Annotated in this window: 16 protein-coding genes; 8 read left to right on the top strand and 8 right to left on the bottom strand. The window is 70.1% G+C overall.

Going from position 1 to position 13659, the window contains the following annotated elements:
* Positions 1-45: 45 nt before the first annotated feature.
* The 3 genes from ACFWJW_RS10485 to ACFWJW_RS10495 form a co-directional block, all read right to left on the bottom strand.
* The gene (locus tag ACFWJW_RS10485) at positions 46-816 is read right to left on the bottom strand and encodes an IclR family transcriptional regulator (RefSeq protein WP_387237824.1); all 771 of its coding nucleotides are present in this window, start codon (positions 814-816) and stop codon (positions 46-48) included.
* Positions 817-1213: 397 nt separating this feature from the next.
* Positions 1214-1438 carry a DUF5326 family protein gene (locus ACFWJW_RS10490; protein WP_387237627.1) on the bottom strand — a complete coding sequence of 75 codons (225 nt, stop codon included), beginning with the start codon at positions 1436-1438 and terminating at the stop codon, positions 1214-1216.
* A gap of 222 nt (positions 1439-1660) precedes the next feature.
* The gene (locus tag ACFWJW_RS10495; RefSeq protein ID WP_387237630.1) at positions 1661-1978 is read right to left on the bottom strand and encodes a cupin domain-containing protein; all 318 of its coding nucleotides are present in this window, start codon (positions 1976-1978) and stop codon (positions 1661-1663) included.
* A gap of 48 nt (positions 1979-2026) precedes the next feature.
* Here ACFWJW_RS10495 and ACFWJW_RS10500 point away from each other — a divergent pair, with 48 nt between their 5' ends.
* The 5 genes from ACFWJW_RS10500 (at position 2027) to ACFWJW_RS10520 (ending at position 5908) form a co-directional block, all read left to right on the top strand.
* Positions 2027-2404: a phage holin family protein gene (locus tag ACFWJW_RS10500; protein ID WP_042150905.1), complete on the top strand. Its 378-nt coding sequence runs from the start codon at positions 2027-2029 to the stop codon at positions 2402-2404.
* A gap of 3 nt (positions 2405-2407) precedes the next feature.
* Positions 2408-3049 (top strand): low molecular weight protein-tyrosine-phosphatase, encoded by a 642-nt coding sequence (locus ACFWJW_RS10505; RefSeq protein WP_387237634.1) that lies wholly within the window; start codon positions 2408-2410, stop codon positions 3047-3049.
* The gene (locus ACFWJW_RS10510) at positions 3046-4173 is read left to right on the top strand and encodes a cystathionine gamma-lyase (RefSeq protein ID WP_387237637.1); all 1128 of its coding nucleotides are present in this window, start codon (positions 3046-3048) and stop codon (positions 4171-4173) included. Before ACFWJW_RS10505 ends, ACFWJW_RS10510 begins: the two co-directional genes overlap by 4 nt.
* 310 nt (positions 4174-4483) lie before the next feature.
* Complete coding sequence (locus tag ACFWJW_RS10515; RefSeq protein ID WP_387237640.1) at positions 4484-5380, top strand: LysR family transcriptional regulator; 897 nt, start codon at positions 4484-4486, stop codon at positions 5378-5380.
* Between the two features lie 48 nt (positions 5381-5428).
* The gene (locus tag ACFWJW_RS10520; protein ID WP_387237643.1) at positions 5429-5908 is read left to right on the top strand and encodes an NUDIX domain-containing protein; all 480 of its coding nucleotides are present in this window, start codon (positions 5429-5431) and stop codon (positions 5906-5908) included.
* A gap of 44 nt (positions 5909-5952) precedes the next feature.
* On the opposite strand, the gene ACFWJW_RS10525 is transcribed toward ACFWJW_RS10520, so the two are convergent.
* The 3 genes from ACFWJW_RS10525 to ACFWJW_RS10535 form a co-directional block, all read right to left on the bottom strand.
* A complete protein-coding gene (locus tag ACFWJW_RS10525) occupies positions 5953-6888 on the bottom strand; it encodes a pyridoxamine 5'-phosphate oxidase family protein (RefSeq protein ID WP_387237646.1) in 936 nt (311 codons plus the stop codon).
* A 49-nt stretch (positions 6889-6937) separates the two neighbouring features.
* Positions 6938-8770, bottom strand: coding sequence for a globin domain-containing protein (locus tag ACFWJW_RS10530; protein ID WP_387237649.1), 1833 nt, complete (start codon positions 8768-8770; stop codon positions 6938-6940).
* Between the two features lie 450 nt (positions 8771-9220).
* A complete protein-coding gene (locus ACFWJW_RS10535) occupies positions 9221-9856 on the bottom strand; it encodes an HAD family hydrolase (protein WP_387237652.1) in 636 nt (211 codons plus the stop codon).
* Between the two features lie 197 nt (positions 9857-10053).
* Between ACFWJW_RS10535 and ACFWJW_RS10540 the strand changes: the two genes are divergently transcribed.
* Positions 10054-10611: a DUF2269 domain-containing protein gene (locus tag ACFWJW_RS10540; protein ID WP_387237655.1), complete on the top strand. Its 558-nt coding sequence runs from the start codon at positions 10054-10056 to the stop codon at positions 10609-10611.
* An 18-nt stretch (positions 10612-10629) separates the two neighbouring features.
* Here the strand turns inward: ACFWJW_RS10540 and ACFWJW_RS10545 are convergent, their stop codons facing one another.
* Both ACFWJW_RS10545 and ACFWJW_RS10550 read right to left on the bottom strand, forming a co-directional pair.
* Positions 10630-11091, bottom strand: a complete 462-nt coding sequence (locus ACFWJW_RS10545; protein WP_387237658.1) for a heme-binding protein — start codon at positions 11089-11091, stop codon at positions 10630-10632.
* A gap of 128 nt (positions 11092-11219) precedes the next feature.
* Entirely contained in the window at positions 11220-12440 is a 1221-nt protein-coding gene (locus ACFWJW_RS10550; protein WP_387237660.1) for an MFS transporter, read from the bottom strand.
* 132 nt (positions 12441-12572) lie between these two features.
* On the opposite strand from ACFWJW_RS10550, the gene ACFWJW_RS10555 reads away from it, so the two are divergent.
* A complete protein-coding gene (locus tag ACFWJW_RS10555) occupies positions 12573-13100 on the top strand; it encodes a MarR family winged helix-turn-helix transcriptional regulator (RefSeq protein ID WP_387237663.1) in 528 nt (175 codons plus the stop codon).
* A gap of 95 nt (positions 13101-13195) precedes the next feature.
* Complete coding sequence (locus ACFWJW_RS10560) at positions 13196-13648, top strand: GNAT family N-acetyltransferase (protein ID WP_190141608.1); 453 nt, start codon at positions 13196-13198, stop codon at positions 13646-13648.
* The last annotated feature ends 11 nt before the right edge of the window (positions 13649-13659 follow it).

Genomic DNA, 13659 nt, shown 5'->3' on the forward strand with positions numbered 1-13659 from the left:
GCGCCATCGTCTGCCACGTGCCAGCAGATCACAAGGAGTGAGTTTTCAGATACTGATAGAGAAGGCGAGTGTCGTTAGTGTCGCCTCCGCCATTTTCCGTAGTCGGTCTGTAACGGACCGCAATCGACGCAGTTCGTCCACGGGCAGGGATACCGCCAACGTCGCCGCGGCCGCCCCTACTTGGACGGGAATGGCGGCGCACACCGTGCCGAGGGCATATTCCTGGCGCTCATAAGCGGCATGGCCGCGACGCACCGTATCCAAACGATGCAGCAAATCGTCCTCAGTTCGCACGGAAAAGGGCGTTATCGGCTGGACGGGATGGCGCGCCAGATGCTCTTTCCTCGTTGCCTCGTCGAGCTGCGCGAGCAGACATCGCCCGATCGCATGGGCGTGCGCGGTGGTACGGAAGTCGACCCACTCCACCACCGGCGGCCGCGCCGGGTCATCGGTCACCGCCACCACCTCGACTTCACCCTCCCGGTAGACCGCGAAGTAGACGGCGGCGCCCAGCTCCTGGCCCGCCACGGCCAGCGCATCGGAGAGATGGGCGCGTTGTCGGCGCCTGGCCCCGGCCCGGCCGATGACCTCGGCCGCCGCACCGAGGACGAAGACCCCGTTCTCCCGCTGGAGATAGCCCTCGTGCGTCAGGGTCCGCAGCAGGTGGTAGGCCGTCGGCAGCGGCAGCCCGGCCTCCCTGGCCAGCTGCTTGGCAGGCGCGCCATCGGCATGCGCACCCACCGCCTCCAGCAGCCGGAGCGCCCGCTGCACCGATCCGATCAAGGTGGGGTGGGAGGCCGATTCGCCGTTCACGATTGCCAACGCCAACCCCCAGGTCCGCTCACAGAGGGGCACGGGCCCCGGTCACGGGACCAACTCCCGTGACCGCGCGCCTCCCAGGCACCCGATGGCGCCCGGACCCGGGCTCGTCCCACCCGGGGTTTCCGGAACGCCACCGTCCGGAACGCGCCTGCGATCGGCACTCTAGCCCGACAGGTCGGGGCGAAAGGCCGAAAGGCGGAGGAGTCACCCCGCCCGCGCACCACCGAGCGGGGCTGTGCGGGCGGGGTTCGACATCAGACCCAACTACGTCGCGATGAGGTGTTTTTGAGGGATTTGCGAGGTGAGCTGTTCCGCGATCCTCGGCGAGCCGAGCGGGTCACGGCCGACCGCCGGCGATCGAGCACCGGCGGTCGGTCGTGCCGGCGGTGGGCTACCAGTCGCTCTTCGACGAGGAAGACGACGAGCCGCTGACCCGGCGGACGAGGTAGATGACTCCGGCGATCAGGGCCGCCGCGATGAGGACCTTGAACAGCACGCCGATCAGGAAGCCCAGTGCGCTGGCGATCAGTCCGCCGAAGACGACGATCACGACGACGGGCACCACGACCCAGGTGACCCACCACGGAAGCCCTGCGAATATCCCCTTACCGGCCACTGCTCTCCCCTGCTTTCTGTCTTTCGCGCTGTCGTTGTCCGTACCGCGCTTCTGTCCGCCGCGCTGTGTCGCGCCGATGGCACCGTCCGCGTGCTGCGGGTCCGCCGCCTCGCGCCTCAGGTTCCCTTCACCAACGATGCTAGGGCGCGGACCACGGCCGCGGGGGCCTCGCAGCCCCGGTCCTTCCCTGACCCTTCCCCTACGGGTTCCGGGGTCCGGCCCTTAGCTCTCAGGAGGAGAAAAGACCACCATCACCCGGAGGTCCTCGCTGATGTGGTGGAACTTGTGGGGCACCCCCGCCGGCACATAGACCACGCTGCCCCGCGCCACCGACTGCGTCTCCTGCCCGACCGTGATCGCCGCCCGGCCGCTGACCACGAAATACACCTCGTCCTGCGCGTGCGGCTGCTGTGGATCGACGCTGCCGGCATCCAGCGCATACAGCCCGACCGACATGTTGCGTTCCCGGAGGAACTGAAGATACGCACCGTCGTTCGCGGCCCGCTCCGCTTCCAGCTCTTCCAGTCGGAAAGCCTTCATGCCGTTCGCACCCCTCGATGATTCAGACTCGTCTGCGACGATCTCACCATGAAGCATTTTCTGGTCAAGACGATCGCCAATGCCGCGGCGCTTGCCGTGGCCATCTGGCTGCTCAAGGACATCACGCTCACCGGTGAGAACACCGGCCGCCAAATACTGACCCTGATCCTCGTCGCGCTGATCTTCGGGCTGGTCAATTTCCTGGTCAAGCCCCTGGTGAAGTTGCTCTCGTTCCCCCTGTTCATCCTCACGCTCGGCCTGATCACGCTGGTCGTGAACGCGCTGATGCTGCTGCTGACCTCCTGGCTCGCCGGCCAGGCCGATCTCGCCTTCCATGTGGAGGGCTTCTGGACGGCACTGCTCGGCGGCGTGATCATCTCCATCGTCGCCTGGGCGATGCATGTGATCCTTCCCGACGAGGACTGACCCTTGACCGCTCCCTTCCGCATCTGCTTCGTCTGCACCGGCAACATCTGCCGGTCGCCGATGGCGGAGTCCGTCTTCCGTGCCCGCCTCACGGAGGCCGGACTCGACGGCCTGGTCGAGGTCGACAGCGCGGGGACCGGCGGCTGGCACGAGGGCGATGGAGCCGACCCGCGCACGGTCGCCGTACTGCGCGCGGGCGGCTATGAACACGCTCACACCGCCCGGCAGTTCCACGCCTCCTGGTTCGACCGCCTCGACCTGGTCATCGCGCTCGACTCGGGCCATCTGCGCGAGCTGCGCCGGCTGGCCCCCACCCCACGGGACGCCGCCAAGGTCCAGCTGCTGCGTGCGTACGGGACGGGCGCGAGCACGGGCGGCGCCCCGGGCCCGGGGGCCGACCCCGCCCCCGTCCCCGGCCTCGGCCCCGACCACTCCGGCGATCTCGACGTACCCGATCCGTACTACGGCGCTTTCGAGGGCTTCGAGGAGTGCCTGGAGATGGTCGAGACGGCGAGCGACGGCCTGCTGGCCGCGATCAGCGCCACGCTCCCGGCCCGTACCGTCGTCACGGCCCGCGTCCCCGACCACGACCACGACCGCGCTGCCCAGGAACCACAGCCGCCGCAGGAGAAGGAGAGCGCATGACGGGCGACGGCACCCGCGCCGTACGAGCCGGGCTCCCGGGGCCCGAAGCCTATGAGCCGGCCCTCCCCGGACCGGTCTTCGCGGCCCACTACCACCTCCCCGGCGACGCCGTCGGCCCCTACACCTACGGCCGCGATGCCAACCCGACGTGGACCCGTCTGGAACAGGCCATCAGCGCACTCGAATCGCCGGACGAGAGCGCCCACACCGTCGCCTTCGCTTCCGGAATGGCGGCGATCAGCGCGGTGCTCTTCTCCCACCTGCGCTCCGGTGACGCGGTGGTGCTCCCCAGCGACGGCTATCAGCTGCTGCCTGCCGTGCGCACGCGCCTGGAGAGCTACGGCATCGAGGTCCGTACCGCCCCGACCGCACACGACGCACAGCTCGATGCGCTGGACGGCGCCCGGCTGCTGTGGATCGAGACGCCCTCCAACCCCGGCCTCGAGGTCTGCGACATCCGGCGGCTGGCCGACGCGGCGCACCGCCGGGGCGCGCTGGTCGCCGTCGACAACACCCTCGCCACCCCGCTCGGCCAGCGCCCCCTCGACCTGGGCGCGGACTTCTCGGTGGCCAGCGGCACCAAGGCGCTGACCGGCCATGGCGACGTCCTGCTGGGCTATGCCAGCACCCGTGATGCCGCGCTCGCCGATTCCGTACGGCTGTGGCGCAAGACCGTGGGCGCGATTCCCGGCCCCATGGAGAGCTGGCTCGCGCACCGCTCGCTCGCCACCCTCGCGCTGCGCGTCCGCCAGCAGTCGGCCGGTGCCCTGGCGCTGGCCACGGCCCTGGCCAAGCGCCCGGAGATCACCGGCCTGCGCCATCCCGGCCTGCCGTCCGATCCGTCCCATGAGCTCGCCACCCGGCAGATGCGCACGGGCCGCTTCGGCTCCGTGGTGTCCTTCGTGCTGCCCGACAAGTCCTTCGCGGAGCGGTTCCTGGACGCGCTGACCTTGGTCGACGATGCGACCAGCTTCGGGGGCGTACGGTCCAGCGCGGAGCGGCGGGCCCGTTGGGGCGGAGACGCGGTGCCGGAGGGCTTCATCCGCTTCTCGGTCGGCATCGAGGAGCCCGAGGATCTGATCGCGGATGTCCTCCGGGCGCTGGACCTGGCCGCACAGAGCTGACCCGGCAAACCCGGATGAACCGCATCATCGACATGAGTCGAACAAGCGGGGCGCACCGCCGCGTCCGGCACGCCTGAAGACGTAAGGGCGGCCGGCAGGGTATCCCCCCTCGTCGCCCTGCCGGCCTGCGGTTCCACATGGCCCCGAGTCCACGCGTTTCACGTGAAACGAGATGTTCCACGTGAAACCAACCGCTCGAACAAGGCTAGTTGACCGAGCGTCAGTGTCCAATCACGCTAGCGACACATCCCTATCGACAAATTTATAGTTGGCCCGCGACCAGGCTTCCGAGTGGCGCAGGAGGTACGCGATGGATCTGGCTCTGCTGCGCACCTTTGTCACGGTGCACCGAGCCGGCTCCTTCACCCGCGCCGCGGCCTTACTCGGCCTCTCCCAGCCCGCGGTGACCAGCCAGATCCGGGCGCTGGAACGCCAGTTGGGCCGCCCGCTCTTCCTCCGGTACGCCCGTGGGGTCACCCCGACCACCATCGGCGACGAACTCGCCCACAAGGTGGCGCCGCACCTGGATGCGCTCACCGAGATCACCGAGGCGGGCCTGGACCGGGACTCCGTCACCCGTACTCTCCATCTCGCCGGTCCCCCGGAGTTCCTCGCCGAGCGCGCGCTCCCGGCGCTGGCCCCGCTGATATCCCAGGGCCTGTCCATCCGCACCTCCTTCGGGCCCGCGGAGGAGATGCTGACCGGTCTGGCGGACGGTCACCACGATCTGACCGTCACCACGACCCGGCCGCGCGGCGGGCTGCTCACCGCCACCCCGCTGTGCGACGAGGAGCATGTACTGATCGCCGCGCCGCACTGGGCGGATCAGCTGGGCGGCCCGGCGGTACTGGAGGCCGGTGGCGTCCGCCTGCTGGATCCCGTACCGATCGTCGAGGTGCACGAAAGCCTGCCGCTGATCGCCCGCTACTGGTCCACGGTCTTCGACGCCAAGCCCACGGCCTCCGCGGCCGTGATCGCCGGCGATCTGCGGGCGGTGCTGTCCTGCGTCGCGGCCGGCGCGGGGCTCGCCGTCCTGCCCCGCTATCTGTGCGCCGACGCGCTCGCCGGCGGCGATGTCATCACCCTGCTCGATCCGCCGGTGCCCCCGCTGCGGACCTACTTCCTGGCCGTACGGACCGGGACGCTCGGCCTGCCGCATATCGCGCGGGCACAGGAATGGCTGCTGCGCACCGCTGTCGACTGGTGACCGAGGGGCGAGGGTTTCACCAGGCCGTGACTGCGGCATCTGTCCCCTATGAACGAACGGCCAGTCGTCAAACGCACCGCCCGCGCGATCCTGCTCGACGGTGCGGACCTCGTTCTGATCAAGCGCACCAAGCCGGGCCGCGCCCCGTACTGGATCACGCCGGGCGGCGGCGTCGAGCCCGAGGACGCCACCGTCATCGACGCCCTCCACCGTGAGCTCGACGAAGAGCTGGGCGCGAAGATCAAGGATGTGGTGCCGGTCTTCGTGGACACCGTCGAGCACTTCAGCGACGGCGGGGTGGACGGCGTCAAGGTCCAGCACTTCTTCGTTTGCCGGCTCGACTCGATGGACCCCGCACGCCGGCACGGCCCCGAGGTCGAGGAGCCCTGCGGGGACTACGAGATCGTGCGGGTGCCCTTCACCCGTGTCGGAATCGCCTCCGTCGAGGTCGTCCCACTGTCACTGCGGCACTACCTGGACGGCAACATCGAGGGCGTGCGGGCCATGCACGCCCCCGACCTGGGCTGAGCGGCCGCCGCGCCACCGCGACGCCCGCTGCCTCGCACGCTGTATCAGCCGTCGCGCCGGTCGAACCATCCGCGGAATCCGGCCTCGTCCTCCGCGGGACGACGGGGCTGGGCGCGGGCGAGCACCCGCTCGACGCGGTCCAGGAACTCCGCGTTCAGCTCCTCCACGAAATCCCGCCGGCCGGCGGCCTCGGTCCCGGCGCCATATCCGGGCTCGGCTCGTGCGGCATGGGGCAGGCCGGCGTGCGCGGGGTCGCCGCCGTACACCGCAGCCGCGCCCTGGTAGGCCGCCTCGCCGGTGTCCTCGTGCAGTCCGCCCCGCAGATGCTCGTTCGTGCGCGCCGCGCGCCGGAACGGCGGCCGTTCGCTCGCCTCGGCCGCCGCGCCGAAGAAGTCGCCGCCCTTGCGCTTGCTGTCGTCGGTGCCCCACGCCCGCGCCCCGCGCTGCTGCGCCGGGACCTTCTGGAGATGCGGAATGTGCTTGGCGCAGTGGATGTACGCCTCTTCGACCTCGACCGTGACCCACAGCTGGGCGCGCCGCCCGGGGATCGGGTCGACCGGCAGATCCGCGTGGTGCGCCCGCATCTCCTCGTCCATGACGACCCGCGCGCGGCCGTTGATGTGCAGCCCGATGCGGTCCCGGGTGAAGTCGATCATCAGGATGCCCAGGCGGGGGTTCTCCGAGATATTGCCGATGGACGCCATGACACCGTTGCCACGGTATTCCGGGTACGCCAGCGTCCGGTCGTCGAGCACCCGGACGAAACCCGGCGGGCCGGCCCGGAACGTCGAGTCGCAATCGCCGTGCCGGTCGGCCGTGGCCAGGAAGAACATCTCCTGCCGGGCCACGAACTCCCGCATCCGGTCATTGAGATGGTCCAGGACCTGATCCCCGTAGAAGCGGTCGGCGCGCTCGGTCGTACCGAGTCGCTGCTGCACCAAGTGCTCGCCGTCGCTCCCGGGGCGCTCCTGCCTCGGCATGCCCCACCCCTCCCCTGTTGGACCGTCTTCGCCCTGCACTGCCAAGACTTCAATCTCCCGCTGAGACCAGCTCTTCTATGGAGTCGTGCCGTATGCGGTCGGTCGGGACGCCGACCCCCACCAAAGCGTCCACACCGCTGCGGATCAACCCTGGCGGCCCGGAAAGATAGGCGTCGTATTCCCGGTACGGACCGTATTGCCGCACTGCGTCCGGAAGTTGCCCGGTTTCGCTGCTCGTCCCGCCACGCACCGCCGGTCCGGTGGCGACCACCGGGCGGACGGAGAGCCAGGGGTGGGCCTGTTCCAGGCGCAGCATGGTGTCGAGGTCATAGAGGTCCTGGTCGCTGCGGGCGCCGTAGAAGACCTCGACGGGGCGCCGGACCCCGTGTTCCGCGACGTCCTCGACCAGGGCCTTGATGGGCGCGATGCCGGTGCCGCCGCCGACGCACAGCAGACCGCTGCGCGTGGTGTGGTCGATGGTCATCGAGCCGCCGGGGGCCCCGAGCCGGATGACATCGCCGGGGCGGGCGCGATGGACCATGGCGTTGGAGACCCAGCCGGCCGGGACCGCCTTGACATGGAAGGAGAGCAGCCCGTCGGAGCGGGGCGCGGAAGCGAAGGAGTAGTGCCGCCAGATGCGCGGCCACCAGGGGGTTTCCACGCTGGTGTACTGCCCGGCGAGGAACGGGTAGGGCTGGTCGGGGCGGACCGTGACCACCGCGATATCGGGCGTGCGCAGCTCGTGCGAGACGACTTCGGCCTGCCACCAGGCGGGCGCCACGGCCTCGTCCTCGGCGGCCGCGTCGATCATGATCTGCGAGATCGCCGTGTAGGCACGCACCCAGGCGGCCTGGGTCTCCGGCCCCCAACTGGACGTCGCATAGCGCGCGAGCGAGCTGAGCAGGCATTCGCCGACCGCCGGATAGTGGTCGGGCTGGGTGCCGTATTTGCGGTGCCCGCGGCCGAGGTTCGCCAGGTACGCGGTGAGCACCTCGGCGTCGTCGACATGCTGGGCCGCGGTGAGCAGCGCCTTGAAGAGACGGTCGCGCTGGGTGTCCATCGAGGCGGGGAACAGCGCCCGCAGATCGGGGTACTGCACGAAGAGCAGCGCGTAGAAGTACGAGGTGACCTTGTCGGCCACCGGCTCGATCTCCGCCATGGTGCGCCGGATGAGAACCGCGTCGGGAGAGGCGGGTTCCGCGGCGGACGCCGAGGCGGTCACGGCCTCGAGCGAGGGCTCCGGTGCGGGGGCGGCGGGGCGGGTCCTGGGGGTGAAAGCGGAGGGGGCGGGGGCCGCGTTCTGGGCGGGCGGTGCCGGGGCGGCGCTGCCCGTGGGCGCTCCCGTGGTGCGCGCCGACTGGTGTACGGGCTCGGGCTCCCCGCCGCGGACGGACGCGCGCTCCCAGGCCGGCTGACCTCCGCGGGCCGGCTGGCGGTCCCAGGAGGGCGCGGCCTCGCGTCGCGGCGGTGCGGACGCCGGGGCGGCGTACCCGGAGGCGGCCGCGGGCGGTTCGGTGGGGGTGGGTGCGGTGGGCGCGCCGCCCGGGTGCCGCGCGGGCGGGACCTGCGACGGCTCCGTCTCGCGCACCCGCTCGGCGGCGGTACCTACCGGCCGGATCGGATTGACCGGCCGACTGGGTATCTGTTCCCGGTCGTTCGGCTCGTCTCGCGCGTCGTGGTCTCTGTGGTCACCGCGGTCGGGGTGTGCACTCCGGTCGTCCGGTTCGGCCCGGCCGTCCTGGCCTTGTTGCCGGTCCTGGCTGTTTTGCCGCTCCTGCTGTTCTCCGGAGGACTTCTTTGCCGGCGGAGTGAACCAACCCCAATCGCCACTGCTCCCGCCGGAAGAGCCGTTATCGGCCGACGTAGTGGTCGGAGCGTCCATGGTCTGCCTCGCCTCGAACGTCTTTCGGTCGTCTTCGCACTTCCGTTGATCGGAACTGCCCGGAATTCCCCCGCCCTGCCCCGGAATTCTTCATCGCCTCAAGCCATTCCGGCAACATCCTCCAAAGCGGACAAATCTCACTTCCCTGCGACATTGTGGAGCAGATGCCGTGTCAGCAGCATGCCACCACTGCTCACGACAGTGGACAAATAGTCGGAAGCCCGGGTGTCGCGGGCCGCTTCGCCGCTAGGCTGGCGAGCTTTGCCCGCCCTTCGCGCACCCGCGGAAGCCCTCACTCCGCCAAGCCGGACTCGACCATACCGGCAGTAGTTGAAACCACAAGTCCTGATCTTGGAACACTGTGCGCGGCCCTTCCGATAACAGTGATCCTCCCCACAGACTGCATTTTCAGCGCACACAGCGGACGAATCCTCCGTGGAAAATACGGAATTACTGACCAGTACGCACCAGTGCGTATGCCTCGCGCAGATCGCGTCCCGCATACGCATATGAGGCCAGGTCACTGACATGGTGATCCGCATTCACGGCCACGGAGCGCGGAACTGCCGCAAACAGTTCGGTGTCCGACAGCGAGTCGCCGTACGCCACGCAGTCGGCGCGGGTCAGCCCGTACCGCACGCAGAGTTCATCTGCGATACGCACCTTCGCCGCCGAGGTGAGGATGCCGGCCGGCTCCACCGCCTGCCGGATCGGCACCGCCGGCCAGCGGGAACCGTGCGCCGCGTCGGCGCCCCAGGCCAGCAGCCGTTCTACAAAGAAGGCCGGGGACAGGGAAATCACCGCGCACCGTTCGCCACGAGCCCGGATATCCGCCCAGACGTCCCGGATTCCGGTCAGCCACGGCGCACCGTCGAAGGCCGCGGCCACCTGAAGTTCGGTCAGCTCGGCGGCCCATAGCTCACACGCCCGCTGCGCGAATTGCACGGGCGTCAACCGACCCGCCGCAAATCCGCGCTCCAGCTCGCCGATTTCCCGGTCCAGCCCGAGCTGCCGGGAGATCTCGACCGCGGCCGCGGACCCGTGGAGCAGGGTCCCGTCCATGTCGAACAGATGCAGCTTGCTCATGGCCCCGGAGCCTAGGGTGCCCGGCGGCGGGAGGCGCGGGCGGGAGGGGGTATGGGTGCAACTGGGTTCGTACGGCCCCAAAACCGGCGAAGCGTGTGCCCCTCCGCATCATGGCCGGGTGCGTACTCAAGACCGCGTACCCGCGGATACTCCCGCCGGCAGATGTACCGCGCGGCGCGGGGCGGGACCGTGTCGGTATGCAGCAGCTCAGCCGCCCCGTCCGCCGGGCCGTCCTCGTCCTTCACCTCGCCGCATCCGTCAGCTGGCTCGGCCTCACCCTCGGGCTGCTCACGCTCGGCATCACCGGCTACACCACCGGCTCCCCCGAGATGGTGACGGTCGCCTACCGGGCGATGAAGATCTTCGGTGACTGGCTGGTCCTCCCACTCGCCTTTGCCTCGCTGGTCAGCGGGCTGGTGCTGTCCCTGGGCACCGCCTGGGGGCTGGCCCGGCACCGCTGGGTCGTCGTGAAGTTCTGGCTGACGCTCATCACCGTGCTGCTGTCGGTCTTCTCACTCCGGCCCGGCATCAACCACCTCGCCGCCGAGGCCGCCGCGGGCACTCCGGTCGCCGACATCAGCCTCGTCGTCGCGCCGTCGGTCGCCACGGCCACCTATCTCTTCCTCACCGCGATCTCCGTCCTCAAGCCCTGGGGGCCGACCGCACGCGGCAGCCGGCTGCGCGAGGCGGAGACGGCCGAGGCCCGCGCCGGCCGCGCACGAAGGAACGGCATCAAGGGCGCGGGCGTCCGTTAGCGCGGGACGGGGCCGGGGTCAGGCGAGGTCGGCCTCCGCTATCGCGGCGGTGACGATCCGGTGGTCCTGTTCGGGGGCGCCGCCGCCAAAGCCGAGTGCGCCGATCAGCCGGCCGTCCCGATGCAGCGGCACCCCGCCCGCGAGGAAGAGCAGCGGCCGGTCCAGCGCCGTGGGCAGGGTGTGGAAGAGCCCGTCGGGGCGTACGAGATCGACGAGGTCGGCGGTCGGCGCGTCCAACTGAAGGGCGGTGTACGCCTTGCGGGTGCTGGTCTCCCCGGAGATCAGCACGGCCGTGTCGTCCCGCCGGAAGCCGAGCAGCTGACCGCCGGCGTCGAGGACGGTGACGCTGCCCCGCACACCGAGTCCCTCGGCGGCGCGGACGGCGGCCTCGATCAGGGCATCGGCCTCGCGGGTGGTGAGAGGGCGGACTGTGGGGGTGGCCGTGGGAGTGGCCATGGAGGTGATGGTGGGGGTGCTCATGAGAGTGGTCCTTGGGGTGTGGTGACGACGGCCGTGCCGGTGGAACACGGAGCGCCGGGGGGGGCGCGGGTGGTGCGAGGCTTCGGGTGGTGCGGGTGTTCCGGGGTGGTGCGGTACGGACGCAGCCGTCAGCCGTGTGCTGCCGGTACGGGCTCGTCGGCGATCGCGGTGGGTCCGCCGGCGGCGACCACCTGGCCACGGCCCGTCTGACGCCGCTCCAGGGCGGAGGCGAATATCGCCACCCCGAGCGCCGCGACGGTCATCAGCGCACCGACCCAGTTGGGCGCGGTGTAGCCCAGGCCGGCGGAGATGACGATCCCGCCGAGCCAAGCGGCCAGTGCGTTACCGAAGTTGAAGGCCGCGATATTGCCGGCCGAGGCGAGGGTGGGCGCCGAGGCCGCCTGGTCCATCACCCGCTTCTGTAGCGGCGGCACGGTGGCGAAGCCGAAGATGCCGATCAGCGCGAGGGTGACGGTGGCGGCGACCTTGTCGTGCGCGGTGAAGGTGAACGCGGCCAGCGAGAGCGCCAGACCGGTCAGCGACACAAAGAGCATCGGCATCATGGCGCGGTCGGTGAAGCGGCCGGAGACCAGGTTTCCGCCGACCATGCCGAGCCCGAAGAGGGCCGTCAGCCAGATCACGGAGGACGGTGCGAAGCCGGTGACCTCGGTCATCATCGACGCGAGGTAGGTGACGGCCGCGAAGACGCCGCCGAAGCCCAGGATCGTCATCAGCATCGCGAGGCCGACCTGCGGGTTGCGGAACACCGCGAGTTCGCTGCCCATGGGAGAGGCCGCCTTCGCCCGCTGTGCGGGAACCAGCTTGACGATCCCCAGCAAGCCGATCACGCCGAGCGCGGTGATGGCGTAGAAGGTGGTGCGCCAGTCGAATTGCTGGCTGAGCATGGTGCCGGCCGGTACGCCCACGACGTTGGCGACGGTCAGACCGCTGAACATCAGCGAGAGGGCGGTGGCCCGCTTCTCGGGCGCGACGAGATCGGCGGCCACCAGCGCGCCGATGCCGAAGAACGCGCCATGCGTGAACGCGGCCACGATCCGCCCGGCCAGCATGATCCCGAAGTTGGGCGCGATGCCCGTGAGCAGATTGCCCACGATGAAGAGGCCCATCAGCAGCATCAGCATCTGCTTGCGGGTGAAGCGCGTGCCGAGAGCCGTCATCAGCGGCGCCCCTATGACCACGCCGAGGGCATAGAGGGTGGTCGCGTATCCGGCGAGGGGGATGGAGACACCGAAGCCGGCCGCCATGTCGGGCAGCAGGCCCATGACCGCGAACTCGGTCGTTCCGATCCCGAAGGCACCGATGGCGAGAGCCAGGAGTGCGAGTGGCATGACGGATCCCTTCAGATCATTGCGTCCGTCCCTTACGAGCGTCCACAATAATTGCAGACGCGGGTTAATTGCAAGCGCCGTATATTTCGGAGGTGGCCTATCCTGGTCGTGCGCCCCATGAGGAGGTCTTCGATGACGCAGCGGACACGGGAAAAGCGCGAGACGCAGGAGACGGCGGTCCCGCAGCCGACAGCGGCCGCGCCCGGCTGCCCCCCGGCGGAGCCCCCCGGGCCGGCGCAGGGCTGGTGCGCCCTGTCCGCACTGCACGGCCGTATCGAGTCGCACATCGAACGCGCGCTTCAGGCCGCGCACGACCTCAGCGTCCGGGAGTTCTCGGTCCTCAACGTGCTCAGCGAGCAGCACGACGGGCCGGGCGGTCATCTGCGGATGCACCAGGTCGCGGACTCCGTCGTGCTCAGCCAGAGCGCCACGACCCGCCTGGTCACCCGGCTCGAGGAGCGCGGACTGCTCTCGCGCTACCTGTGCCCCGACGACCGGCGCGGCATCTACACCGACGTGACGCCCGACGGCCTCGCGCTCCTGGTGGAGGCCCGGCCCACCCACAACGGCGCACTGCGCGAAGCCCTCAAGGACGCTGCCCGGCGCCCCGAGCTGGCCCCCCTGGTCACCGCTGTCGAAACGCTCGCGCCGCCGGAATGACGCCGAGGGGCGGATGAAGGACGGGCTTGCGGCGGTACGGGGGCAGGGCCGCCTCCCTGCCGCCGCCGGTGATCGCACGGAATAAGGTCGCGCCCATGAGCGATATCGAGATACGCCGCGCGACCGAATCCGATCTCCCCGCCATCGTCGCGATGCTCGCCGACGACCCCCTGGGCGCCACCCGCGAGTCACCGGACGACCTGACTCCGTACCGTGCCGCGTTCGAAACGCTGGTCGCCGACCCGCAGCAGCACCTGGTCGTCGCGGTCCGTGCGGGGCAGACGGTCGGCACGCTCCAGCTCACCGTCATTCCCGGCCTGTCCCGGCGCGGCGCCACCCGCTCGATCATCGAGGGCGTCCGGATCCACCGCGATGAGCGCGGCGGGGGCCTCGGCACCCAGCTCATCGAATGGGCGGTGGCGGAATCCCGCACGCTCGGCTGCCAGATGGTGCAGCTGACCTCGGACGCGACCCGGATCGACGCGCACCGCTTCTACGAGCGCCTCGGGTTCGAAGCCTCACACCTGGGCTTCAAGCTCCCGCTCTGAGGAACGGGCCG

This window comes from Streptomyces sp. NPDC127097 (assembly GCF_042724075.1).
Lineage (GTDB): Bacteria > Actinomycetota > Actinomycetes > Streptomycetales > Streptomycetaceae > Streptomyces.

Bases quoted from the DNA above. Each gene is read 5' to 3' on its own strand.
- ACFWJW_RS10510 (WP_387237637.1), top strand. From the start codon at position 3,046: ATGACGGGCGACGGCACCCGCGCCGTACGAGCCGGGCTCCCGGGGCCC.
- ACFWJW_RS10540 (WP_387237655.1), top strand. From the start codon at position 10,054: ATGCAGCAGCTCAGCCGCCCCGTCCGCCGGGCCGTCCTCGTCCTTCAC.
- ACFWJW_RS10495 (WP_387237630.1), bottom strand. From the start codon at position 1,978: ATGAAGGCTTTCCGACTGGAAGAGCTGGAAGCGGAGCGGGCCGCGAAC.
- ACFWJW_RS10560 (WP_190141608.1), top strand. From the start codon at position 13,196: ATGAGCGATATCGAGATACGCCGCGCGACCGAATCCGATCTCCCCGCC.
- ACFWJW_RS10515 (WP_387237640.1), top strand. From the start codon at position 4,484: ATGGATCTGGCTCTGCTGCGCACCTTTGTCACGGTGCACCGAGCCGGC.
- ACFWJW_RS10525 (WP_387237646.1), bottom strand. From the start codon at position 6,888: ATGCCGAGGCAGGAGCGCCCCGGGAGCGACGGCGAGCACTTGGTGCAG.
- ACFWJW_RS10550 (WP_387237660.1), bottom strand. From the start codon at position 12,440: ATGCCACTCGCACTCCTGGCTCTCGCCATCGGTGCCTTCGGGATCGGA.
- ACFWJW_RS10500 (WP_042150905.1), top strand. From the start codon at position 2,027: ATGAAGCATTTTCTGGTCAAGACGATCGCCAATGCCGCGGCGCTTGCC.
- ACFWJW_RS10520 (WP_387237643.1), top strand. From the start codon at position 5,429: ATGAACGAACGGCCAGTCGTCAAACGCACCGCCCGCGCGATCCTGCTC.
- ACFWJW_RS10530 (WP_387237649.1), bottom strand. From the start codon at position 8,770: ATGGACGCTCCGACCACTACGTCGGCCGATAACGGCTCTTCCGGCGGG.
- ACFWJW_RS10555 (WP_387237663.1), top strand. From the start codon at position 12,573: ATGACGCAGCGGACACGGGAAAAGCGCGAGACGCAGGAGACGGCGGTC.
- ACFWJW_RS10535 (WP_387237652.1), bottom strand. From the start codon at position 9,856: ATGAGCAAGCTGCATCTGTTCGACATGGACGGGACCCTGCTCCACGGG.
- ACFWJW_RS10545 (WP_387237658.1), bottom strand. From the start codon at position 11,091: ATGAGCACCCCCACCATCACCTCCATGGCCACTCCCACGGCCACCCCC.